The following is a 23,063-nucleotide window of genomic DNA, read 5'->3' as shown; positions in this document are numbered from 1 at the left end:
AATACATAAATTTAGGCTTTTAAAAAGAAGGATTATTACATTATTCTTCTTTTTGGTTACATCATTTTATAAAACTAATTATTTATACTTTTTGCAAAATATGAGAAGATTTAAAAAATTTCTGCTGGTTTTATTAGTACTTATAGTTGTAATTGGAATAGCTTTATGTGCCTATATTTTTCATTTGAAACCCAAATATGAAGGGGAATTGCAGCTGAAAAATCTCGAAAAAGAAACCACAGTTTATTTTGATGAATTTGGAGTTCCTCATATTTATGCCGATTCTGAAAAGGATGCCATGACAGCACTTGGATATGTTCATGCGCAGGAAAGATTATGGCAGATGGAATTGCTTCGCAGAATTGCGCCAGGGAGATTATCAGAAATATTTGGATCTGTTGCGCTAAAGAATGATAAATTTTTTGCCGGAATTGGTATCGAAGAAGCTTCGGCGAAAGCCATTACCAAATTAGATAAAAACAGTGAAAGTTATAAATTGACTCAAGCTTATCTGGACGGAATAAATCAATATTTAGAAGAAAGTACAACTCCTATTGAGTTTACGCTTGTTGGGGTAAAAAAGGAAAAATTTACCATAAAAGATGTTTACAATATCTTTGGTTATATGTCTTTTAGTTTTGCGATGGCTCAAAAAAACGATCCTTTGATGACAGACATTCGTAATAAATATGGCGCAGCTTATTTGAAAGATTTAGGGGTTGAAGGCGAATTTAATACAACGCAGATTAAAAGCTCAAAAGAAAATACGGAAGATTATACCACTATTTCAAAATCGATTACAGCTTTATTAGACAAATCGCCAATTCCGCCTTTTATTGGAAGTAACAGCTGGATTGCCGGACCGCGCAAAACAAAGAGCGGAAAAGTGATTTTTGCCAATGACCCGCATATTGCTTTTTCGCAGCCGGCTACTTGGTACGAAGCGCATATCGTAACACCGAAACATGAATTATATGGTTGTTATCTTGCTGGAACTCCGTTTCCGTTATTGGCGCACAATCGTGATTATGCCTATGGTTTAACGATGTTTGAAAATGATGATATCGATTTTTATCAGGAAAAAAATAAAGATGGAGATTCAAATCAATATCAAACGCCGACTGGTTTTGCGAATTACGAGATCAGAAAAAAAACAATTAAGATAAAAGATACTTCGGATGTTGTGTTAACGGTTAAGTCAAGCCGACACGGACCAATTATGAATGATTTGCTGGAACGATTAGACCGCAAAAATCCAATTGCGATGTTGTGGACGTATACGAATCAGCCAATTCAAATTTTAGATGCTGTTTACGGACTTTCGCATGCTAAAAGTAAAGTCGATTTTAAGAAGGCAGTACAATTAGTTGCAGCTCCGGGATTGAATGTAATGTACGGTGATGCAAAAGGAAATGTGGCTTGGTGGGCGACCGGAAAATTGTACAAACACAATCAAGGTGTCAATACACATTTAATCTTGGACGGTTCAAGCGGAAAAGAGGATATTGTGGAGTATTTGGATTTCTCCAAAAATCCATCGGCTGAAAATCCAGAATGGGGTTATGTATATTCAGCAAATAATCAGCCCGAAGCGATTGATGGTTATTTATATCCGGGATATTATCTTCCTGAGGATCGTGCGAAAAGAATTTCAGGTTTAATGGATGCCAAATCAGATTGGGATAAAGAAGCCATGAGCAAAATGATTTATGACAATACATCTGATGTTGCGGTTGAAACGGTTCAAAATCTAATTTCGAATATTGATATTTCTTCTATTTCGGCAGAAGAAAAAGAAGCTCTAACTGTTTTAAAATCATGGAAAGGGACCACAAATCTTGAAGATGTTGCGCCAACGATTTATAATAAATGGGTTTATCTCTATTTGAAGAATACTTTTGAAGACGAAATGGGCGAAGACAATTTCAATTTGTTTTTAGGAATTTCTGCAGGGAAACAAATAATTGCCAATCAGGTTAAGAACGAAAATTCGGTTTGGTGGGATAACGTCAAAACTAAAAATGTAAAAGAAACTAGAAAAGATATTGTCTCGAAATCATTTCACGAAGCTATTTCAGATCTTCAAAAACAATTAGGAAACACAATTGCCGATTGGAAATGGGAAAAAGTCCATACCGTAGAACATGAACATCCGTTAGGAAAAATAGCAGCGCTTCGCGGTTTATTCAACGTTGGCCCTTTTGCTTCACCGGGATCAAATGAAGTAATTAATAATTTGTTTTTTGGTTTAACCAACGAAGGAAAGTATTACGTAAAAGGAGGTCCTTCGACCAGAAGAATTGTAGATTTCTCTGATATTGAAAACAGCTGGAGTATTCTCCCAACCGGACAATCCGGAAATCCGTTCAGTAAACATTACAGCGATCAAGCCGAAATGTACAATGCCGGGAAATTCAGAAAAATGAAATTGAACAAAGACGAGATTATAAAAACATCAACGAAGCTGGTTTTAAAACCAGGGAAATAGTTTGTTTTTGTTTCAAGTTTAAAGTTTCAGGTTTTCGCAATCTTTGTCATCTCTGAAATGAAAAACTGTAAACTAATTTAAGTCCTATTTTCAAATATAACCCGTGGTTTCAACCACGGGAATTCAATACGAGGTGTGATAATTGCGTACCCGTGGTTGAAACCACGGGCAATGTTTGACAAGTTTAAGAGTAAAAAACCTTTGTCCCTCTGAACCTTTGCAGCTTTGAACCTAAACTCAGCCCCTTAGCAACTCAGAACCTCAGACCCTTTACTTAGAAATATACTTCCCTTTCACAATATCACTTGCAAAAATGTTCAGATTATTAATTAACACTTTATTATTAGTCATGACATTCATAGTTTGGTAAGTGGTGTCTTTTTCGTAAGCATTTAATAAAGTTTCTAATTCAACCTCGTCAAATACAACAAAACTATTGTAAATCGCGTCTCTGAAATTTTTGTAATTAATACTTTGAGTAATTTCCATTGACTTTTGTTCGTTCCACCCTTCTTTTGCTGAAGCTTCGTTTATTTTAGATACGCAAAAATCAATCACATAGGTTTTATAATGTGTGGCTTCGACTATTTTGTCAATTATAATTTTATTTTGCTGCGAAGGCATTGCCGGAGCCTGAGTATTTGTTTGGGATAAACAATTGAAGGAAATAAACAAGCATAAACATACAGCCAGAAAGCTCTGTTTTTTAAAATTTTTCATAGGTTAAATTGTTATTTTGGGCAGGGCTAAAATACTATTTTAAATACTAAATCATCAAAATTGAATGTTAGAAATTGTAACAAAAAACGCCGCTAAAACAGAATCAGATTCTATCTTAGCGGCGTTTTCTTAAGGATTTAATTAAGAATTATTTCGTTTTGCTTTTTGAAATTTCTTCTAATACTTTTTTTCCATTTTCGTTTGATGGATCTAGTTCAACCGATTTAGAATAATTAGCAATGGCCAGTTTTTTATCTCCATCGGCTAAATAAGCTTCACCTAAACTATCATAAGCATTTCCAGATTTTGGAAAAGTTTCCACATTGATCTTAAAAACTTCAATAGCTTCTTTCTTTTTGCCGCTTTGCAATAACTGATATCCAGCCTGATTTATATCACTTTCTTTAATACCATACGTTGGATCGTTTTTAAATTTTTTATAAGCATCGATTCCGGCTGTTGTACCTTTTGTAGAGAAAATATCTAATAAATCAAAAGCCAAAGATTTTTTGGGCTGATTAAATGGTTGATTGTATAAAATCGCGCGGATGGCATCGTTCATTTCGCCTAAAACAGTTCCTCCGGTATTGTTTAGTAGTACAACTAGATTTTTATCAGCAGGAACACGCGAAATGATGGTATTGAATCCGTTTATTCCTCCGCCATGCTCAATAATTTTCAGCTTGCCTTTATCACCGTTATTTGCTTCCGAAATAAACCAACCGTAACCATAAGATTCATCCCAAGCTTTTATATAAGGCTTAAACAAAGATTCCATCGATTTTTCTGAAAGCAGTTTAGTCGTATAAAGCGCCTGATCCCAGATATATAAATCTTCAACAGTAGAATATAAAGACCCCGCCGCATACGGAATACTCATGTCGATAAAAGAAGAATTAACCATTTTTTTGCCTTGCTTTTCATAACCGGCCGCTCTGTTTTTTAGAATTACTTCACTATGGTCAAAACCTGTGTTTTCCATTTTTAAAGGCGTAAGTATAGTTTCTTGCAAATACTGCTCATAAGTTTTGCCGGTAACTTTTTCGATAATATAACCCAGTAAAAAATAACCAGAATTGCTATAATTGAATTTCTCGCCTGGTTTAAATTCAAGAGGCAGTTTGTTGAATGTTTTTACAAAGTCTGCCGGAGCATAAGCATTACGGCTTTTATCTCTAAGGAAATTTGGAGTCGCCGTATAATTTGGAATTCCGGATGTATGTGTTAACAAATGGTGAATCGTGATTTGATCTCCGGTTTCTTTTGGGTAATCTGGTAAATACGTCGTAATAGGCGCGTCAAGTTTTAGTTTTCCGTCTTCAGCCAGTTTTACAATTAAAAAGGCGGTGAATTGTTTGGTAATAGAACCCAATCTGAATTTTGTGTCGGGCTGGTTTGGAATATTCCACTCCATATTGGCAGAACCAAAACCTTTTTTAAAGATTACTTTTCCGTTTTGAGCCACCAAAGCCGAACCGTTAAATTGCCCGTATTCGTTATATTTGGCCAAAAGCTGTTCAATTTGCTGCGCTTTGTCCTGTGCAAAAATAGTTACTGCAAAAAGAAGGAACATAACACAGAGTGCGATTGGTTTGATTGATTGTTTCATGATTAATGATGGTAGTTAAAGAATTAATGAATGATTGTCTTTTTGATTGATGATCGAAACTTATAATAAAAAGATATTCAGTAAGTTGAATCGAAATTACGATTTTTTTACCTCGAATTGATCTCTCTTGTTAAAATGTTAGACGATCGATTTAGGATTTGGTTTCAACATTCATCCATTTTTTTCATTTTATTTTAAAACAAAACGAATCTGAGCATAAACCAAAGCTACTTTTTATAAGGTCTATGCTCGTAACTAACAATTCGTTTTAACTTCCATTCGTTATCTTTTCTTTCCCAGATATGAACAAATTTCCCGGTTCCTTTTGGAATATCGTTTACATAAAAGGTATGTTCTCCTAATTGTACAGCTCCAAAATCACCTAGTCTATCAATTGTACAGGAATTTAATTTTCGGGTTAGTTTTTCCGGTCTTTCGCATTTTGAAAGCAGCGACTTTATTTCATTGGCCTGCGATATATTCAATCCAGAGCGGTCATCGTAAAATTCAACATCTTCTGAAATTATTTTTTTAAATAGAGCAGCATCACATTGATTAAAGGCAACATCAAAAAGCAAGCTGTCCATTTTAATAATTTCAGTTTTTAAAAGATCCATTTTTAAAACTTCTGAATTTGTTTGCGCGATGGTTTCTCTTTTTAAAAATAACATAAAGAGAACTAGTATATTGATCATTTTTGGCATGACTGTGTTTTTTATAAGTTTTTATTATGGCTGATTATTTGGTTTCAATGTCTACTATTTTTCGTCCATTTTCTCCCAGATAATGCACGACTATATTTTCGTAAACTTTATAACCATCATCAACATTGGTAAAAATGACCAAACCTTGTTTTGTTTTTGGCAGTAAAATAAAAATCGTCTGTACGCCTTTGTCTGCACCGCCGTGTGATAAAGCATAATTCTCATTTCCTAAATCGTAGATTTCAAAACCTAAACCAAAGTATTTGTCTTTTTTGGTTGTTACCTGATGCGAAGTCATCTCATCAAATACTTTTTTGCTTAAGCCTTCGCTGTTCATTACACCACATAAAAAATTACTGTAATCCTCAATAGTTGTTAGTAGATCATCGGCGGCATTTACGGTTTTGTTTTTTGTAGGTTCATAAGGATTTCCTTTGTTGTCGTAATTTATAGCATATTTCGAAACATCAATTTTATCATTCCAAATCAATTGCGAATCTGTCATTTTTAAAGGTTCAAAAACCAATTCGGCAGCTAGTTGATCTAAAGTTTTGTGGAATTTTTTCTCCAATGCTTTTCGCAGATATTCAAAACCTTCTCCAGAATATTGGTATTTGGTTCCAGGTTTAAATTTAAAATCCAGTTTTCCGGATTCGTTAAAGGACCTCCAATTCGGGAAGCCGGTTTGGTGGCTTAAAACAATTCTTGTTGTCAGTAATTTTAAATTCGGGTCTTTTGCAATATCGGGATCAATCCAGTATTTGTAAAGCGGTTCGTCTAAATCCCATTTTCCGGAACTTACTAATTTCAAAACCGTTATGGCAGTGACAGGTTTTGTTAGTGAAGCAACATTCCAAATCGTGTTGTATGGCGCAGTAATGCCTTTTTTAAGTTCTCCGAAAACCTTAATCTGTTTTAATTTCCCATCGGTAATAATGCCAATTCCTAAAGCCGGAACGTTGTTTTCTTTGAGCCATTTTTCAGTTTCCTGATCGTTATCAAAAAGATCCTGTTTACTCGCTGAAGAACTCGTCATTTGATGGTTGTAACTTAGCGATCTGGCTAGTTTCCAATCTTTGTTTTTTAGCAGCCAAAGATGTGTGAATTTGGCAAAACTTCCTGCTTGTTCTGTAGAATTAGACGAACTTTCATAAAACCGATGTACACCCATTTGTATCGCGCCATATAAAACACCATTTTTATATAACGGATAAATCTCGGTGCTTTCGTCAAGTAGTTCCCGACGATAATTGTATTTTCTTGTTGGAGAACAAATCCCACTTTTAAAGGTTTTTAAAAACCTGTCTTTGTCCGAAATACTGTCTTTGTCATGATAAAACTCAAAATCTTCGGTATAAAGATTTTCAAATTGTTTTATGTCGCAGGTATTAAAGCCAATATTAAAAAGAAGACTGTCTTTTGACATAATGGTTTTGTATAAAACCGAACTCTTTTCTTCCTGAGAAAATCCAAATTGGATTTGAAAGAGTAGCATTCCAACTAAAAAAACTTTTAATTGGAAAAAAGTGTGATTGATTTTCATTTTGATTGATTGATGATGATTGATTGTGCAATAATACAGCAATCAAAACTTCAAAAATTGTACAAATGCGAAAACTTATCTTTTTTGAGAAAGAAAATACGATTTTGGATCGAACATTTTGGGAGTCGTTTTAGTCACATCTTTGAATTTTTTTATAAAATGCGACTGGTCAAAGTATTTATTGTAAAGCGCAACATCAGTCAGTTTTAGTTTTTCTAAATCAGAATTAACCATTTGATCGACCGATTTTCTGAATTTCAAAATCTGAATGTATTGTTTAATTGTTAATCCGGTTGCGATTTTAAATTTGATTTGAAGTAATCGCTGAGACGAATTTAAATCAGTGCTGATTTCCGAAACCGAGATTTCTTCTTCCTGAATTTTAATGATTTCGCAAATCTTTTCAATTATGTTTTTATCCGAATGTAAAGCCGTTAATTCTTCAAAATAAACATTAATAGTTTCTAATAAAGTCTCAATCTCAAAGCTGGTTTGAACTTCAAAAGGCAATTCTGACGGATTAATTTTGAGAATAGAATCGGTAAAATTGCTCAAATCATATTGAGGAAACATCGAAAGTGTCCAAGCATGAAGCTGTATAATCGTAACCTTAGTTTTAGGCTGCATATTAACCAAAACGTTATTGGTCATTTGCGAACAAAAGTAAATGCCTTCGTTCATTTCATATTTCTTTTTGCTGGTATGAACTTCTATTGCATTGCCGCTAACAATAGCAAGATTAAAACAGCCATTTGGCAGAACGAGTTTGTTTTCGATCAGGCTTTCGCCGATGCTGTTATCCAGACACCAAATTTTATTGACAAACCTTTCAGTTTTTTGAGTTACATAATGTTCTGAATATAGGTTCATCTTGAGGTTTTGTCTATGTGGTATTTGAAATCTTAAAATCCAGACTAAATTAAGATTTTTTCTATTACCATAATATTTAAATAAACTCCCCAAAATAATCCCGTTTCGTATTGGCCCATTCTTCTGAAATTATACTAAAATAAACATCGTCTTTGCTGTTTCCCTCAGAATCGATATAATTATTTCTAAATAAACCTTCTTTTAAAGCGCCTAGGTTTTCAATTGCTCTTTGTGATCTTATATTTTCAAGATCGGCGCTGAATTGTATTCTTTTAAATTGGATATTTTCGAAACCAAAATTCAATAATTCGTATTTACAGGCTTTGTTTAAACCAGTTCCCTGAAAATCTTTTCCATACCAAGTCCAGCCAATTTCGCATTTCTGGCTTGCGTGATTTAAATATCCGTAACGGGTACTTCCCGCAACTCGGTTTGTGGCTTTATCTATTATAAGGAAAGGATAACAAATTCCGTCTGCTTTTTGCTTTAATGTATTTTGTATATAATTCTCGAAATCCAGATCATTTCGAACATACATTCCCATATATTTCCAAATTTCATCATCGAAAATAATTTCTTTGAGTTCGATGTTTCTTTTATTTTCAAACGGAAGTAATACTACTTTGTCGTTTTCTAAAATAATTTCTGATTGTAAGATTTCGCTGTTCATAATTTTGATGTATGTATTAAGGTAAAACCGAAAGCGAAATTAATTGTTTAAAAACTTTAAATAAATCAAATAAAATAACATTTTGTTATATTTTTAAATCGACTCTGAATCCTAACAAAAATTCGAAACCGTTATGGACACTTAAGAGGTAAATAATTTATTTATTTTAAACCTCATGTACAATTATTACTTATTTTTACGATCTTATATATTAGATTTTCCCCGATGCAAACTTCACTAAAAATTGCTGTTGTAGGTTCTGGACTTGTAGGATCGCTGTTGGCAATTTATCTTAAAAAAGCAGGTCACACGGTTCATGTTTATGATCGCAGTCCTGATATTCGAAAAATAAATTTCTCTGGTCGTTCTATTAATCTGGCAATGTCTAACCGAGGCTGGAAAGCACTTGACGGCGTTGGTGTTGGAGATTCGGTTAGGGAAATCGCGATTCCAATGGATAAACGCGCCATTCATTTGGTCGATAAACTGAATTTTCAGAATTATGGCCAGGAAGGCGAATCGATTTATTCAATTTCCAGAGGTAAGCTAAACAGAAAAATGATTGATTTGGCCGAAAATGCCGGAGCTGAATTTTATTTTGAGCAAAAAATCTGGGATGTAACCCTGAGCGATGCCACTTTGCATATTGGCGAAAGCGAAAGAGGCGAGTGGGAAGAACGAAAATACGACATGGTTTTTGGTGCCGATGGAGCCTTTTCGAGAATCCGCCACAGAATGCAGCGTCAGAGTATGTTTAATTATTCGCAGGAATTTTTAAATATGGGATATAAGGAATTGAATATTCCGGCAAATGCTGATGCTACACATAAATTAGATAAAAATTCTTTTCATATTTGGCCAAGAGGCGAGTATATGTTAATTGCACTTCCTAATCTTGACGGAAGTTTTACTTGTACTTTGTTTATGCCTTTTGAAGGCGAAAACTCTTTTGCATCGCTTACAGATCGTAAAATGGTGGAAGATTTCTTTGAGAAAAACTTCCCGGATTCGATTGAAGTGATTCCGGAACTGGCAAATGATTTCTTTAAAAATCCTACGAGTACTTTGGTAACCATGAAATGTTTTCCGTGGACATACGAAGATAAAATTGCTTTGATTGGAGATGCCTGCCATGCTATTGTTCCGTTTTACGGACAAGGAATGAATGCCGGTTTTGAAGATATTACGGTTCTAAATGAAATGATCGAGAAATATGGAGACGACTGGAAAAAGATTTTTTCTGAATACCAAATCTCTCGTAAACCAAATGCTGATGCAATTGCTGAACTTTCTTACCGAAATTTCATGGAAATGAGCACCAAAACGGCAGATGAGAAATTCTTATTGCAAAAGAAAATAGAAAAAGTTTTTTCTGATAAACATCCTGATAAATGGATTCCGCTTTACAGCCGTGTTACTTTTAGCGACCGTCCGTATGCCGAAGCGTTAGCAATTGGAGATTTCCAAAACGGAATTATGGAAGAGGTTTTAAAACTAGATAACATTGAAAATATCTGGAACTCGCCAGAAGTTGAAAGCAAAATTCTAGAGCTGTTGGAAAAAGCATAATTTTTCTTTAAACCATATAAGTGGTATAAGTCTATATAAAATGCTTTGCTTCTAAATAATAAACCCGACAGATTTTTAAAATCTGTCGGGTTTGATATTTTAAATACTCAACGAAATCTACATATAAATTAAATGAACTTATATCACTTATATGGTTTAAATACCTTTTTTACTTTTTAAAGATTTTGGTTAAAACCCCAAAAACACCTCTTATAAAAGTAGCGCTGGTAACCACTTTTAAAACTGATTTTGTAACAACTTCTGTAGTACTTGGCCCAGATGCTTTTGTAGATTTCGCCGGGGCTTGTTCTTCTTGTTGAGAAGCAACTTCGGCAGCATCGGCTATTTTTTTAGTTAGGATTTCGAAGGCGCTTTCACGGTCAATTTCTTCACTGTATTTTTTTACCAGTTTAGATTTGCTGTTTATTTCTTCAATTTCAGAAGCAGATAAAATATCCATTCTACTTTGTGGAGCACGCATCATTGTAGCCACTAACGGTGTAGGGATACCTTTTTCGTTTAATGCCGTAACAAGAGCTTCTCCAATTCCTAAACTTGTTAGTAATTCATCTGTTTTGTAATATTGAGAAGTAGGGTAATTATCGGCAGTTTTTTTGATTGCTTGTCTGTCATTTGCAGTAAAAGCTCTCAGCGCATGCTGAATCTTTAATCCCAATTGTGCCAAAACCCCGCTTGGTACATCCATTGGGTTTTGGGTTACAAAATAAACACCAACACCTTTGGAACGAATTAGTTTTACAATCGTTTCAATTTGTTCTAATAACGCTTTGCTGGCTTCATTGAAAATTAAATGCGCTTCGTCAATAAAAATTACTAATTCAGGTTGTTCAGCATCACCTTTCTCGGGCATTTTTTGATAGATTTCGGCTAAAAGACTCAACATAAAAGTGGAGAACAATTTTGGTTTATCCTGAATATCCGTCAAGCGGATGATATTTACGTATCCTTTTCCGTTTTCATCAATTCGCATTAAATCATCGGTTTCAAAAGATAATTCACCAAAGAATAAATCACCGCCCTGTTGTTCCAGTTCGATAATCTTTCTTAAAATCGTTCCGGTTGTAGCAGTAGAAATTTTGCCATAACTGGCCGAAATTTCATCTTTACCTTCTTCGGTTATATAATTAATTACTTTTTTAATGTCCTTTAAATCAAGCAATGGCATTTGCTTGTCATCGCAGTATTTAAAGATAACTGCCACGACGCCAGCCTGGGTATCATTTAAATCTAAAATTCTTGAAAATAAAACAGGGCCAAATTCAGAAACCGTTGCACGCAGCCGAACTCCGTCTTGTTTTGACAATGACATTAATTCAACCGGAAAAGAGGATACATTATAAGGTACGTTTATTTTAGCATGTCGTTCTGTAATAAAAGCTTCTTCTTTTCCTTCTTTTGCAATACCGCTAAAGTCACCTTTAATATCCATCATTAAAACCGGGATTCCTGCATTTGATAACTGCTCAGAAAAAACCTGAATTGTCTTGGTTTTTCCTGTTCCGGTTGCACCGGCTATAAGTCCGTGGCGGTTTAATGTTTTTAAGGGAATTTTTACATGAGCCTCAGCAACTGCTTCTCCGTCTAAGATGGCGCCTCCCAGTATTATCGAGTCGCCTTTAGATGAATATCCATTATTTATGTCTTGAATGAAATTGTCCTTTTTATTCATGTTTTATTTGTAATTTAGATGATTATAAGAGTTTTGCTTGTTTTTTTAACATTTTTCACTTCTTTTTTTTAGTAGGAAAATGCCTTTTTTGATTGAAAAATACATAAAAAATAATTTCGCAGCTTTTTAAGAACATTTCAAAGGATTGTTTGAATAATTACTAAAACGTTGTAAATTTTTTATTATTCGCCTTTATTTTTGTTTTATCATAAAAATGATGCCGGCAATTTAATGAGATATTTTTTAAATTGACGTTAAATTTCGTTCAATTAAATTAAAAAAAGTTTTTTTATTTAAACTAAACGTATAAATTTGCTCCTCTACAAGTTAAATATAACTAAAAAATAAAAATTATTTAAAACTATTAAAATTAAAAAAAATGGCAAACGTTAAAGTTAAAAAAGAAAGCACTTCAAACGGAGGAGGAATGATTACAGGAATCATTATTGTAGCGTGTATTTTAGTTGGGGTGTTTATTTGGAAAGTAATCATGGGAGATGCTGCGAACTTCGAAGGAGGTAATCCAGAAACAGGTCATCCGATTAATACATTAGGACAAGTTTATAAAGGAGGATTTATCGTACCAGTATTATTAGGTATGTTTTTAATGGTTGTTGTTTTTTCAATTGAAAGATTCATTGTTATCGGTAAAGCTGCAGGAAAAGCTAACTTAGACAAATTCATGAAAAGTGTTCAAGGAAGTATTAAAGAAGGAAACATCGAGGCTGCTATCGCTTCATGTGACAAACAACAAGGTTCAGTTGCAAATGCAATTAAATCTGCTTTAATTAAATACCAAGACGTTAAAAAAGAAGGTTTCAACAGTGAAGAAGCTTCAGAAGTAATCCACAAAGAAATCGAAGAGGCAACTTCATTAGAAATGCCAATGTTAGAAAAAAATATGACTATTATCTCTACTTTAGTATCTTTAGGTACATTAGGAGGATTATTAGGAACAGTATCTGGTATGATCAAAGCGTTTGGTGCGTTAGCTTCTGCTGGAACTCCAGACCAGGCTGCTCTTGCAACAGGTATCTCTGAGGCACTTATCAACACTGCAACAGGTATCTCTACATCTATCTTAGCTATCGTTTCTTACAACTTCTTTACAGCTAAAATTGATGATTTAACTTACTCTATCGATGAGGCTGGTACTACAATTGTAAATACTTACAGAAGATTCAGAGGAAGTTTGAAACAATAATTAATTTTTGATATTAATAATTACAATTAATTATATCAAAATAAAAATAAAAGATAATGGCTAAAATAAAAATGAAAAAGAAGTCAACATCGACAGATATGACTGCCATGTGTGATGTTGCGTTCCTTTTGCTTACGTTCTTTATCTTGACCGCTACTGCTAAGGTGCCTGAAGCACTTCCTGTAGATATGCCTTCTTCTACTGTACAAAGTAAATTACCAGATTCAGATTTGGCAATTATTACAATAGGTAAAGGAAAAGACGGGAAAAGTAAAGTGTTTTTCGACATTAAAGGAAGAGAGATTCGTAAAAGAACTCTTGAAGGAATGGGAGCTAAATTTGGTGTGACTTTTTCAGAAGACGATAAAACTAAATTTGCTTTAATGGATGATTTTGGTGTGCCAGTTGCTGGTTTAAAACAAATCATCGATTTGAAAGCTTCCGATAGAGTTAAAGCGGATCAACCTGGAATTCCAATCGATTCTTTAGATAATCAATTAAAAGACTGGCTTTTGGTTTCAAGAAGAGCTGCGATTGACCTTGATGATAAAGAATTGCAGATTGCAATTAAAGGAGATGCTAAAGAACAATATCCACAAATCAAAAAGATTATGGATATTTTACAAGATCAAAAAATCAATTCCTTTAACTTAGTTACAGGTATGAGAGGAAAAGACTTTTAATTAAAAAAGATACACTAAAATGGCTGAATTAAATACCGGCGACGGTGGTGGCGGAAAAGGTGGCAAAGTAAGAAGTAAAAAGCAGAATTCGAAAGTCGATTTAACGGCGATGGTGGATTTGGCATTCTTATTGATCACATTCTTTATGTTAACCACATCGTTGTCAAAACCTCAATCGATGGATTTGTCATTGCCAGATAAAGACGATGATCCTACTAAGAACAAAGATATCAAAGTAGATGAGAATCGTACGATGACAGTGATATTAGGAGAAAATAATAAAATGGTTTATTATATGGGTTTATTAGCGTCTCCTATTGCTGGGCCTAAAGACATCACATATGGTAAAGATGGTATACGTAGAGAAGTTCTTAAAAGAAAGAAATCAGTTTTAGAATATTCTGCTGCTCAAGGGAAACCTAAAAATGGAATCATCGTTATTATTAAGCCAACTAAAAAATCAACTTATAGAAATTTAGTTGATATGTTGGATGAGATGGCGATTGCAGGAGTTGATACTTATGCGATTGTTCCTGAGTTTACTCCTGAGGAAACAAAATTGATAGATAAAAAATAAGAGTTATCTTGTTTTAACATCCTAATAATCAAGAAAAATGAAATTAGATATTATAAAAAATCAGTGGCTTGATATCGTATTCGAAGGACGTAATAAGATATATGGTGCATATGAGTTAAGAAAATCGAACGGAAAAACTACGGTAAAAGCGCTTATCATAGGTTCGGTTATTTTTAGCTTTGCTGTAGCAGCTCCTCTTATTGCAAGCTTTTTGCCAGATTCTACAGAAGAAGATGTGAATAAAGATATTAAGATTGCGACAGTAAAATTGCCTCCGAAAAAAGAGGAAATTAAACCAAACCAACCGCCACCACCACCGCCACCACCAAAAGTGGATCAGGTGAAGTTTGTGAAACCGGTTGTTGCTAAGGCAAATGAGGTTACCGAAGATCCTCCTAAAATTGAAGAACTTAAAGATAAAAAAGTAGGTTCTGAAACTATCAAAGGAGATCCAGATGCAGTTTTAACTGTAGATGAGCCAGTAGGTAAAGGACCAGTTTCTCAGGTAGTAGAAGAAGATAACAGTGTATATAACACAGCTGGTATCGAAGTAAAACCTGATTTCCCTGGAGGGATGGATAAATTCTACAAATTCGTAGGAAACAATTATAAAACTCCAGAAGAAGAAGGTTTAAAAGGTAAAGTTTACGTTACGTTTGTAGTTGAAAAAGACGGGTCGTTAACAGATATTAAAGTTTTAAGAGATATCGGTTACGGAACAGGAGCAGAAGCAATTCGTGTTCTTAAAAAATGTCCAAAATGGACTCCCGGCGAGCAAAATGGTAAAAAAGTTAGGGTACTTTACTCTCTGCCTATTACTATTCAATCTGCAGAATAATGTTAAAAGATATGCTTAATAATATTCAGAAGAAATCGCTCAAAGAGCGATTTCTTCTTGTTTTAGGAATACTGTTTTTTTTAATATATCTTGTGCTTGGTTTAATGATTATGTTTTGGGAAAAACTCCCTTTGAATATGGAGCCTAAATACAGATATGCTTTTGGCGGATTGCTAATCGTTTATTCGGCAATACGTTTTCTAAGATTAATTAATTCAAATGCAGAATAAGTATGTTAAAATATAGTAAGTTTTTAGGTTTGATTATTTTTGTTTTTTTGTTTGCCATGTGCAACCAAACAAGCAAGAAGGAATCTGATAAAGAAACAATTTTAAAAGGATCGTTGGATATTACAGTTGATGAAACTATAAAACCAATTGTAGACGATCAGGTTGCTGTTTTTGAAGGAACTTATTATGGGGCTAAGATTACAGTTAAACCAAAATCTGAAGCAGAGTTAATAAACGATTTATTAAATCAAAAAACGAGTGTTGTTGTAACAACCAGAAATTTAACTAAAGAAGAGTTAAGCAGGTTTGAAAAAAGTAAGATTAAACCTCGTGTTACTCCTTTTGCGACAGATGCAATTGCATTTATTTCGAGTAAAAGCAATAATGATACATTAATTGCGTTGAAAACGGTAATTGATTTTATGCAGGGTAAACCAAATACCGGAATTAAAGGTCTTGTATTTGATAATCCTAATTCCAGCACAGTTCGCTATATGAAAGAACTGGCTAAAGTAAAAGATGTTCCAACACAAAATGTTTTTTCTTTCAAAACAAATGACGAAGTAATTAAATTTGTTTCTGAAAATAATGGAATGATTGGCGTGGTTGGAGTAAATTGGCTGTCACAGCCGTCACCAAATATGGTTGACATCGTGAAAAAAATTAATGTTTTAAGTGTAAAAGGCCTAAACAGCGATACGTATTACAGTCCTACACAAAATGACCTTGCCGAAGTAAAATATCCTTTGGCACGTGATTTGTTTATTATAAACTGTCAGGGATATACTGGTTTAGGAATGGGCTTTGGTTCATTTATTGCCGGAGATATTGGGCAGCGTATAGTTTTAAAATCAGGTTTACTGCCAGTGAGAACTCCGGGGAGAAAACTTCAAATTAGAAATGAACTTTTAAAAGATAACGAATAAATTAATTACACTAGAGATGAATAAATTTAAAATTTTTAGTCTTGCCTTAGTTGCATCAGCTTCTGTTGTAAAAGCGCAAGATATCAAAGAAGCTAAAAAGGCAATCGATGCTGAGCAATTTCAGAAAGCAAAATCATTGCTTAAATCAATCATCAAGGCTAAGCCTTCTGATGGAGAAGCAAATTTTGTTTTAGGAAACGTATATTTAAATCAAGCGATTGTTGATTCTGCTAAAATTTATTATTTAAATGGAGTAGAAGCATCAGATAAGAAAAACTTAAACTACATTGGTTTAGGACAATTAGATCTTGACAATAAAAATGCTGCAGGAGCTCAGGCTAACTTTGCTTTGGCTACAAAAGATATAAAACGTAAAGATGTAGATGAATTCATTTACATTGGTAAAGCATATACTAACTCAGTAAATCCTGATTATAATAATGCAATTGCAAGTTTGAAAAAAGCATTATTAATTGACCCGCAAAATGCAAGTGCTCTTTTGGCTATTGGTGATGCATACTACGGAGCAAACAACCAAAACGAAGCTTACAAAGCTTACCGTGATGCCTTTACAGCAGATCCAACTCTTTTAAGAGCTAAAATGCAGTTAGGTGTTTTATTAAAAGGAGCAAAATCTTATGATGAAGCTATTAAATCTTTTAATGAAGTTATCGCTTTAAACCCAAATTATGGTCCGGTTTACAGAGAATTAGCTGAGACTTACTACAAATGGGGAAGAAACAAACCATCTACAGCTAAAGTTAATTTGCAAAATGCAATTACAAACTACGAGAAATACTTAAGTTTAACAGATTACTCTTTAGATTCTAAAATGCGTCACGCAGATTTCTTAATCTTGGTAAAAGATTACAAAAGCTTAGAAACTGTTGCTAACAAAATGATCGCTGAGGATAAAGTAAATCCTAGAATCTTTAGATATTTAGGTTATGCTGCTTACGAAAACGGAAACGTTGATGTTGCAATTAAATCTCTAGAAGATTACATTAAAGTGCCAACTAATAAAGTAATTGGAAGTGATTACATGTACTTAGGATTAGCTAAAATTAAAAAAGGAACAAACGCTGCAGGTGCTGTAGATCAAGTTTCTTTTGATTCTGGTGTTGCTAATATTAAAAAAGCTATTGAATTAGAGCCATTAGTGGTTGAAGAACTTGGTGATTATGGTAAAGAATTATTCGGTAAAAAGCAATGGGCACAGGCTGCAGCTATTTATGAATTAAGCTCATCTAATTCAGAATCAAAAAATTATTTGACTGATAATGTTTACTATGGTATCTCTCTTTATTATGCCAATTTAGATAAAAAAGCGACTTCTCCAGAAGTTGCTGCTGATTTAGCTAAAGCAGATGCTGCTTTTGACAGAGTTTTAGTAGCTTCTCCATCTTATGATGAAGCTTACCTTTATAAAGGCAGAATAGGTAACTTATTAGAGAAAGAAGATCAGATTGTTAAAAACTACGAAACGTATGTGGCTAATATTACTGCTAAAGGTGCTGAAGAATTAGCAAAACCAGCTACAGTTAAGAAAATAGTTGAAGCATACAATAGTATTGGTGCAAGTTATGCTAATACTGATAAAGCAAAAGCGGTTGAATATTTCAATAAAACTTTAGTTTTAGATCCAACAAATGCTTACGCTTCTCAATCTGTGAAAGCTTTAAAATAATATAGTTTTAAACTAATTTATAAAAACCAATAGTTCGCTTTGAACTATCGGTTTTTTTGTTCCGTATTTAATTGACTATCTTTGCACTTTAAATTAGAATAATGTTATCAAAAGAAATACAATTAGAAGTAAATAAAGGAGCAATGCTGCCTTTGATGGAAGAATTTTACACCATTCAAGGAGAAGGCTTTCATACAGGAACTGCTGCTTACTTCATTAGAATTGGAGGTTGTGATGTAGGATGCCATTGGTGTGATGTGAAAGAGAGCTGGAATGCAGAATTACATCCGCCAACTAATATCGATGTAATTGTAAATAATGCTTCAAGTTATGCCAATACTGTTGTAGTTACAGGCGGGGAACCGCTTACATGGGATATGACTTTATTGACAAAAGAATTAAAAGATAAAAACTTAAAAGTTCATATTGAAACTTCTGGAGCTTATCCGTTAACTGGAACCTGGGATTGGATTTGCCTTTCTCCAAAGAAAAACAAACTGCCAACACCGGATGTTTATGCTAATGCACACGAATTAAAAGTGATTATCTATAATAAGCATGATTTTATTTTTGCAGAAGAACAGGCCGAATTGGTTAACGACAATGCAATTTTATTTCTACAGCCAGAATGGAGTAAAAAAGAAGAAATGACGCCTTTGATTGTAGATTATGTAATGAACAATCCAAAATGGAGAGTATCACTCCAGACACATAAGTATTTAAATATACCTTAAGCCATAAAAAAACTCTCCAAATTCTGGAGAGTTTTTTATGTAATAAATACACATTGTGTAAAAAAGAAACAATTTTATTTATTTCCAGTTTTTGTACTTTTTTAAATTGATAATGTGAGCTAAATGATGATTTCCGTGCCAGGCATACATGCCAATTATTTGTTTAATTCTGTATTCGGAATTATTTTCAGGATGAATAAACGATTTTGCTAAATCAGCCTCCGATAAATTTCTCATTATAAAAGACAATCTAAAATGCAATGCTTCTAATAAACTTAATGTTGGAGCAATTGGCATAGTTAAACTATCCGGCAGTTCAGACCACAATTTTTCGTCGTAAGGTTTTATAATCGGATTGTTTTCGGTTAAAGTCCATTTTAATCTGATATAACAATTCATGTGGCTTTCTGCACAATGATGAATAACTTGTCGAACGGTCCAGCCTTCAGGACGGTATGGAGTATCTAATTGTTCGTCGCTTAAATGACTTGTTTCGTTTTTTAATTTTTCCGGAAAAGCAGCGATTTCTTCAATTTTGTTTGAAATATATTCAAGTGAATATTCATTAGGAGCAATAAATTTTCCTATTGGATATTTTAACGTTTCTAAATCTAAATTTTCCATGATCTCAATTTTTTTGTATTGTGTTAAATAGAAAGTCTGGCTAAATAATCGTAATGTTCGCCTTCTGTAACTAACTCACATTTTAATCCATTTGCAATTGCTGCATTTTGAAGCGTATTATAATCAAGATATAACCAGTCAAAAGTTTCTTCTTTTTCTCCTTTATACGATATCGTAAAAGTCAATTCTCCGTAATAATCTGTCGCGGATGGAATCCATTTTCCGCCATCTTCATCTTCATCAAACATATAAATGATGTCCGAACTGTCAATTAAAATTTGTCCTTCCGGATTTAAAAGTGATTTTAACTTCAATAAATAAGTATTACAGTTTTCTAATTTTCCAAAAATACCAGTTCCGTTCATTAGCAAAATAATAGTATCAAATTTTTCGCCTTCAAAATCTAATATATTTTTTACTAAAGCATTTTTTACACCTCGCAGTTTACAGGTATCAATAGCTTTTTCTGAAATGTCAATAGCGGTAACATCTAAATTACGATCATTTTGTAATGAAAGACTGTGGCTTCCGGCGCCGCATCCCACGTCTAAAGTTTTTCCTTTAGCTAGTTGTAAAGCTTTCTGCTCAATTTTTGGCATTTCATCATAAGAACGGAATAAATATTCCACGCTCATTTCATCTTCTTCAGAAATTGAAGTTTCGGTAACAATATCCTCGGGCGAATTATTAGTCTGGAAATCGTACATCGCTTTCCCAAAAAGATCTTTCATCGTATTTTAGTTCAAAGTTTAAGGTTTCAAGTTTAAAGTTGTTTAATTTTGCAGTTCAACTTTAAAGAGTAAACTTGAAACAAATTTTAAATAACTTAAATAAGTTAGCCAAAGATAAGCATATCGAAAACAAAAAGTATTTTGATAAGCTGAAAAAGAAACAGCCAAAGAATTTAGATTATGTAATGCAGGACTTGCATGATGCAGAATTTAAAAAAACGGATTGTTTGCAATGCGCTAATTGCTGTAAAACAACTGGCCCTTTATTTACTTTGGCTGATATTGAAAGAATTTCAAAATCTTTCAGACAAAAACCACAGCAGTTTATCGATCAGTATTTACGTATCGATGAAGATAAAGATTATGTTTTAAAAAGTGTTCCTTGTACTTTTTTAGACAGTGAAAATTATTGCATGATTTATGATGTAAGACCAAAAGCCTGTCGAGAGTTTCCGCATACAGACCGCAAGAAATTCCATCAAATTTCCGATTTAACTTTAAAAAACGTTGCAATTTGCCCGGCAGCTTATAATATAGTAGAAGAAATGAAAAAGAAATTACCGCTTTAATCATTTCACCCGCATTATTGCCTTAAGATTATACATTATGCTTTTTTAAATGTATTTTTGAATAATCTGAAATTGTACAGAAAGTAAAAACCATAATAAGAAAGCTTAAATTGAATTTAGAATACTTTATAGCAAAAAGACTCATTACTGCCAAAGATTATAAAAGCAGTATATCAGCGCCAATTATAAAAATTGCCATTTCGGCAATTGCAATTGGTATTATTATGATGATTGTTTCTGTCGCAACCGGAATTGGTTTGCAGCAAAAAATACGTGAAAAAGTTTCGGCGTTTAACGGACAGATTATTATTTCGAACTATGACAATAATAATTCGGAGATAACTTTAATTCCAATTTCAAAAAAACAAGATTTTTATCCCAATTTCAAATCAGTTCCAGAAGTAAGTCATATCCAGGCAATTGCAAGTAAAGCCGGAATAATTAGAACAGAAAATGCTTTTGAAGGAATTGTTTTTAAAGGAGTAGGAGCAGATTACAACTGGAATAACATAAAAGAATATTTAGTAGAAGGAAAACTGCCTGATTTTTCTAAAACATTAAACGAAGAAGTTATTATTTCAAGATTCCTTGCAGACAGGCTGAATTTAAAATTAGGAGACAGCTTTAATACCTTTTTTATAAAAGAAGAACAAGGTAAATTACCAAACAGCCGCCGATTTAAAATTGTCGGAATTTTTAGTTCAGGATTTCAGGATTTTGACGCAACCTATATAATAGGAGATATTCGTCATATCCAGCGAATCAATAAATGGAATCCGGATCAAGTTGGCGCTTTTGAAGTTTTTGTTAAAGACTTCAGTGCAATTAAGCAAACCGGAAATCAGATTTACGAGAAAATCTCTTCAAACCTCGATACGAAAACAATTACAGAGAAGTACAGCTATATTTTCGATTGGTTGCAGCTTTTCGATTTTAATATAATCGTAATTCTAGGCATAATGATTTTGGTTGCTACAATTAATATGGTTGTGGCATTATTGGTTCTTATTTTAGAGCGCACACAAATGATAGGAATTTTAAAAGCAGTAGGAGCAAACAACTGGGTAGTCCGAAAAGTATTTCTTTACAATGCATTCTATTTGATAATTCGCGGCCTGTTTTGGGGTAACTTAATTGGAATCTCTTTGTTATTAATTCAACAGCAATTCGGAATCGTTCATTTAAATCCAGAAAACTACTATGTCAACCAAGCCCCCGTATACTTAAATTGGGGGTATATTGCATTATTGAATTTATTAACTATTACAGTGTGTTTCCTAGTCTTATTAATTCCTTCTTATATAATAACTAAAATCTCTCCAGTAAAAGCAATTCGCTTCGATTGATCTTAGATAAACGACATCTCACAACCCGACAGATTTCTAATACCTGTCGGGTTTGTTTTTTGTATATAACATATAAGTATAGATTCTCAATTGTCAGGCTGAGCGAAGTCGAAGCCCTTTTATATATATATGATAAGGAGCTTAATCCTGCTATCCGCTGCAATCTTTTATTTTGAACCCCAAAATAAAAGGATTTCCACTACTATCGGGGCTATGATATGCGTTTCCAAAAGAAAATACAGGGAAGAAAGCAGGTTTCCAGAAGAAAAGACGGCTTGAAAAAGAAACTCTGCGCCTCTGCGTCTTTGCGAGATTCGAAAAACATGAGTAGAAAACCAAGCTTTGTGTCTTAGCGTCTTCGCGGCAAAATAAGGCAGAGCAGGGTAAAACCGCCCGAAAACGGACATATTTATAAAACAGCCAAAAAAACTTTGCCTTGTAAAAAACGCCTAACCAGCGACTTATAAAAAAGATTAAAAAAACCTCGTAAAAAAGCTTGTTTAACTCAATAAAGGTGGTACTTTTGCACCCGCAACAACGACAAACGTTCCCTGAAAGACTGACAAGCAGACGAGATTAAGACGAAAAGAAATTTTCGAAAAAAAAAGATTAAGAAAAGCTTGTGAGAATGGAAAACGGATGTTACATTTGCACCCCGCAAACGAAGTTCACCGAACACTTTTTTAAATAGAAGTTAAGTGAGGTAAAACACGGAAAGTTCCTTGATAGACTGGTAAGAAAAACAAAGAAAATGAGACGAAAAAAAGTTTCAAATTTTTTTAAATTTTTCTTGCGAGAAACAAAAGAAAGTTTTAGTTTTGCACCCGCTTTGAGAAACAAGCGAAAATAAAAAAGAAGACACGTTCGTAGACATATTGAATTGACAGCCGTTTTGAAAGAGATTTCAAAACAACAAAAATAAGAGTAATAGAATCGTTAGATTCGGAAAAAGACCACTAGAATAAAGCATCGATAATATAATATAAAAAATATACGATGAAGAGTTTGATCCTGGCTCAGGATGAACGCTAGCGGCAGGCTTAACACATGC

21 protein-coding genes are annotated in these 23,063 nt (G+C 33.6%); 12 read left to right on the top strand and 9 right to left on the bottom strand.

Annotated elements, in window-relative coordinates:
- The first annotated feature begins 100 nt into the window (after positions 1-100).
- Complete coding sequence (locus tag AC1RRQ_RS16570) at positions 101-2,488, top strand: penicillin acylase family protein (protein WP_493024144.1); 2,388 nt, start codon at positions 101-103, stop codon at positions 2,486-2,488.
- Positions 2,489-2,758: 270 nt separating this feature from the next.
- On the opposite strand, the gene AC1RRQ_RS16565 is transcribed toward AC1RRQ_RS16570, so the two are convergent.
- From AC1RRQ_RS16565 to AC1RRQ_RS16540, 6 genes are all read right to left on the bottom strand, one after another.
- Positions 2,759-3,208, bottom strand: a complete 450-nt coding sequence (locus AC1RRQ_RS16565; protein WP_493024143.1) for a hypothetical protein — start codon at positions 3,206-3,208, stop codon at positions 2,759-2,761.
- 148 nt (positions 3,209-3,356) lie between these two features.
- Complete coding sequence (locus tag AC1RRQ_RS16560; RefSeq protein WP_493024142.1) at positions 3,357-4,817, bottom strand: serine hydrolase; 1,461 nt, start codon at positions 4,815-4,817, stop codon at positions 3,357-3,359.
- A gap of 227 nt (positions 4,818-5,044) precedes the next feature.
- Positions 5,045-5,512, bottom strand: a complete 468-nt coding sequence (locus AC1RRQ_RS16555; protein WP_493024141.1) for a nuclear transport factor 2 family protein — start codon at positions 5,510-5,512, stop codon at positions 5,045-5,047.
- A gap of 43 nt (positions 5,513-5,555) precedes the next feature.
- Positions 5,556-7,064, bottom strand: coding sequence for a serine hydrolase domain-containing protein (locus AC1RRQ_RS16550; protein WP_493024140.1), 1,509 nt, complete (start codon positions 7,062-7,064; stop codon positions 5,556-5,558).
- A 75-nt stretch (positions 7,065-7,139) separates the two neighbouring features.
- The gene (locus AC1RRQ_RS16545; protein WP_493024139.1) at positions 7,140-7,934 is read right to left on the bottom strand and encodes a helix-turn-helix domain-containing protein; all 795 of its coding nucleotides are present in this window, start codon (positions 7,932-7,934) and stop codon (positions 7,140-7,142) included.
- Positions 7,935-8,010: 76 nt separating this feature from the next.
- Positions 8,011-8,604: a GNAT family N-acetyltransferase gene (locus AC1RRQ_RS16540; protein WP_493024138.1), complete on the bottom strand. Its 594-nt coding sequence runs from the start codon at positions 8,602-8,604 to the stop codon at positions 8,011-8,013.
- Between the two features lie 225 nt (positions 8,605-8,829).
- Between AC1RRQ_RS16540 and AC1RRQ_RS16535 the strand changes: the two genes are divergently transcribed.
- Complete coding sequence (locus AC1RRQ_RS16535; protein WP_493024137.1) at positions 8,830-10,173, top strand: FAD-dependent oxidoreductase; 1,344 nt, start codon at positions 8,830-8,832, stop codon at positions 10,171-10,173.
- Positions 10,174-10,342: 169 nt separating this feature from the next.
- On the opposite strand, the gene AC1RRQ_RS16530 is transcribed toward AC1RRQ_RS16535, so the two are convergent.
- On the bottom strand, positions 10,343-11,863 hold the full coding sequence (locus AC1RRQ_RS16530) for a helicase HerA-like domain-containing protein (RefSeq protein ID WP_493024136.1): 1,521 nt from the start codon (positions 11,861-11,863) through the stop codon (positions 10,343-10,345).
- Positions 11,864-12,242: 379 nt separating this feature from the next.
- Here AC1RRQ_RS16530 and AC1RRQ_RS16525 point away from each other — a divergent pair, with 379 nt between their 5' ends.
- From AC1RRQ_RS16525 to AC1RRQ_RS16490, 8 genes are all read left to right on the top strand, one after another.
- A complete protein-coding gene (locus AC1RRQ_RS16525) occupies positions 12,243-13,067 on the top strand; it encodes a MotA/TolQ/ExbB proton channel family protein (protein WP_056187425.1) in 825 nt (274 codons plus the stop codon).
- Between the two features lie 56 nt (positions 13,068-13,123).
- Complete coding sequence (locus AC1RRQ_RS16520) at positions 13,124-13,750, top strand: ExbD/TolR family protein (protein ID WP_493024135.1); 627 nt, start codon at positions 13,124-13,126, stop codon at positions 13,748-13,750.
- A gap of 19 nt (positions 13,751-13,769) precedes the next feature.
- On the top strand, positions 13,770-14,327 hold the full coding sequence (locus AC1RRQ_RS16515; RefSeq protein ID WP_493024134.1) for an ExbD/TolR family protein: 558 nt from the start codon (positions 13,770-13,772) through the stop codon (positions 14,325-14,327).
- Between the two features lie 37 nt (positions 14,328-14,364).
- Positions 14,365-15,165, top strand: a complete 801-nt coding sequence (locus tag AC1RRQ_RS16510) for an energy transducer TonB (RefSeq protein WP_493024133.1) — start codon at positions 14,365-14,367, stop codon at positions 15,163-15,165.
- Positions 15,165-15,395: a hypothetical protein gene (locus tag AC1RRQ_RS16505; protein WP_056187437.1), complete on the top strand. Its 231-nt coding sequence runs from the start codon at positions 15,165-15,167 to the stop codon at positions 15,393-15,395. The genes AC1RRQ_RS16510 and AC1RRQ_RS16505 overlap by 1 nt, the downstream gene beginning before the upstream one ends.
- Before the next feature lie 2 nt (positions 15,396-15,397).
- Positions 15,398-16,321: a PstS family phosphate ABC transporter substrate-binding protein gene (locus tag AC1RRQ_RS16500; RefSeq protein ID WP_493024132.1), complete on the top strand. Its 924-nt coding sequence runs from the start codon at positions 15,398-15,400 to the stop codon at positions 16,319-16,321.
- 16 nt (positions 16,322-16,337) lie between these two features.
- A complete protein-coding gene (locus tag AC1RRQ_RS16495; protein ID WP_493024131.1) occupies positions 16,338-18,008 on the top strand; it encodes a tetratricopeptide repeat protein in 1,671 nt (556 codons plus the stop codon).
- 101 nt (positions 18,009-18,109) lie between these two features.
- Positions 18,110-18,742, top strand: a complete 633-nt coding sequence (locus AC1RRQ_RS16490) for a 7-carboxy-7-deazaguanine synthase QueE (RefSeq protein ID WP_493024130.1) — start codon at positions 18,110-18,112, stop codon at positions 18,740-18,742.
- 78 nt (positions 18,743-18,820) lie between these two features.
- Here the strand turns inward: AC1RRQ_RS16490 and AC1RRQ_RS16485 are convergent, their stop codons facing one another.
- The gene (locus AC1RRQ_RS16485) at positions 18,821-19,366 is read right to left on the bottom strand and encodes a YfiT family bacillithiol transferase (RefSeq protein WP_493024129.1); all 546 of its coding nucleotides are present in this window, start codon (positions 19,364-19,366) and stop codon (positions 18,821-18,823) included.
- 23 nt (positions 19,367-19,389) lie between these two features.
- Positions 19,390-20,097: a class I SAM-dependent methyltransferase gene (locus AC1RRQ_RS16480; protein ID WP_493024128.1), complete on the bottom strand. Its 708-nt coding sequence runs from the start codon at positions 20,095-20,097 to the stop codon at positions 19,390-19,392.
- A gap of 74 nt (positions 20,098-20,171) precedes the next feature.
- On the opposite strand from AC1RRQ_RS16480, the gene AC1RRQ_RS16475 reads away from it, so the two are divergent.
- Positions 20,172-20,666: a YkgJ family cysteine cluster protein gene (locus tag AC1RRQ_RS16475; RefSeq protein WP_493024127.1), complete on the top strand. Its 495-nt coding sequence runs from the start codon at positions 20,172-20,174 to the stop codon at positions 20,664-20,666.
- Positions 20,667-20,776: 110 nt separating this feature from the next.
- Positions 20,777-22,012 carry an ABC transporter permease gene (locus tag AC1RRQ_RS16470; RefSeq protein ID WP_493024126.1) on the top strand — a complete coding sequence of 412 codons (1,236 nt, stop codon included), beginning with the start codon at positions 20,777-20,779 and terminating at the stop codon, positions 22,010-22,012.
- Positions 22,013-23,063: the final 1,051 nt, after the last annotated feature.

The organism is Flavobacterium sp. GW821-FHT12A05 (assembly GCF_058807735.1).
Note: the sequence above shows the minus strand (reverse complement) of the source record. Positions and strands in the feature narration are given on the sequence as shown.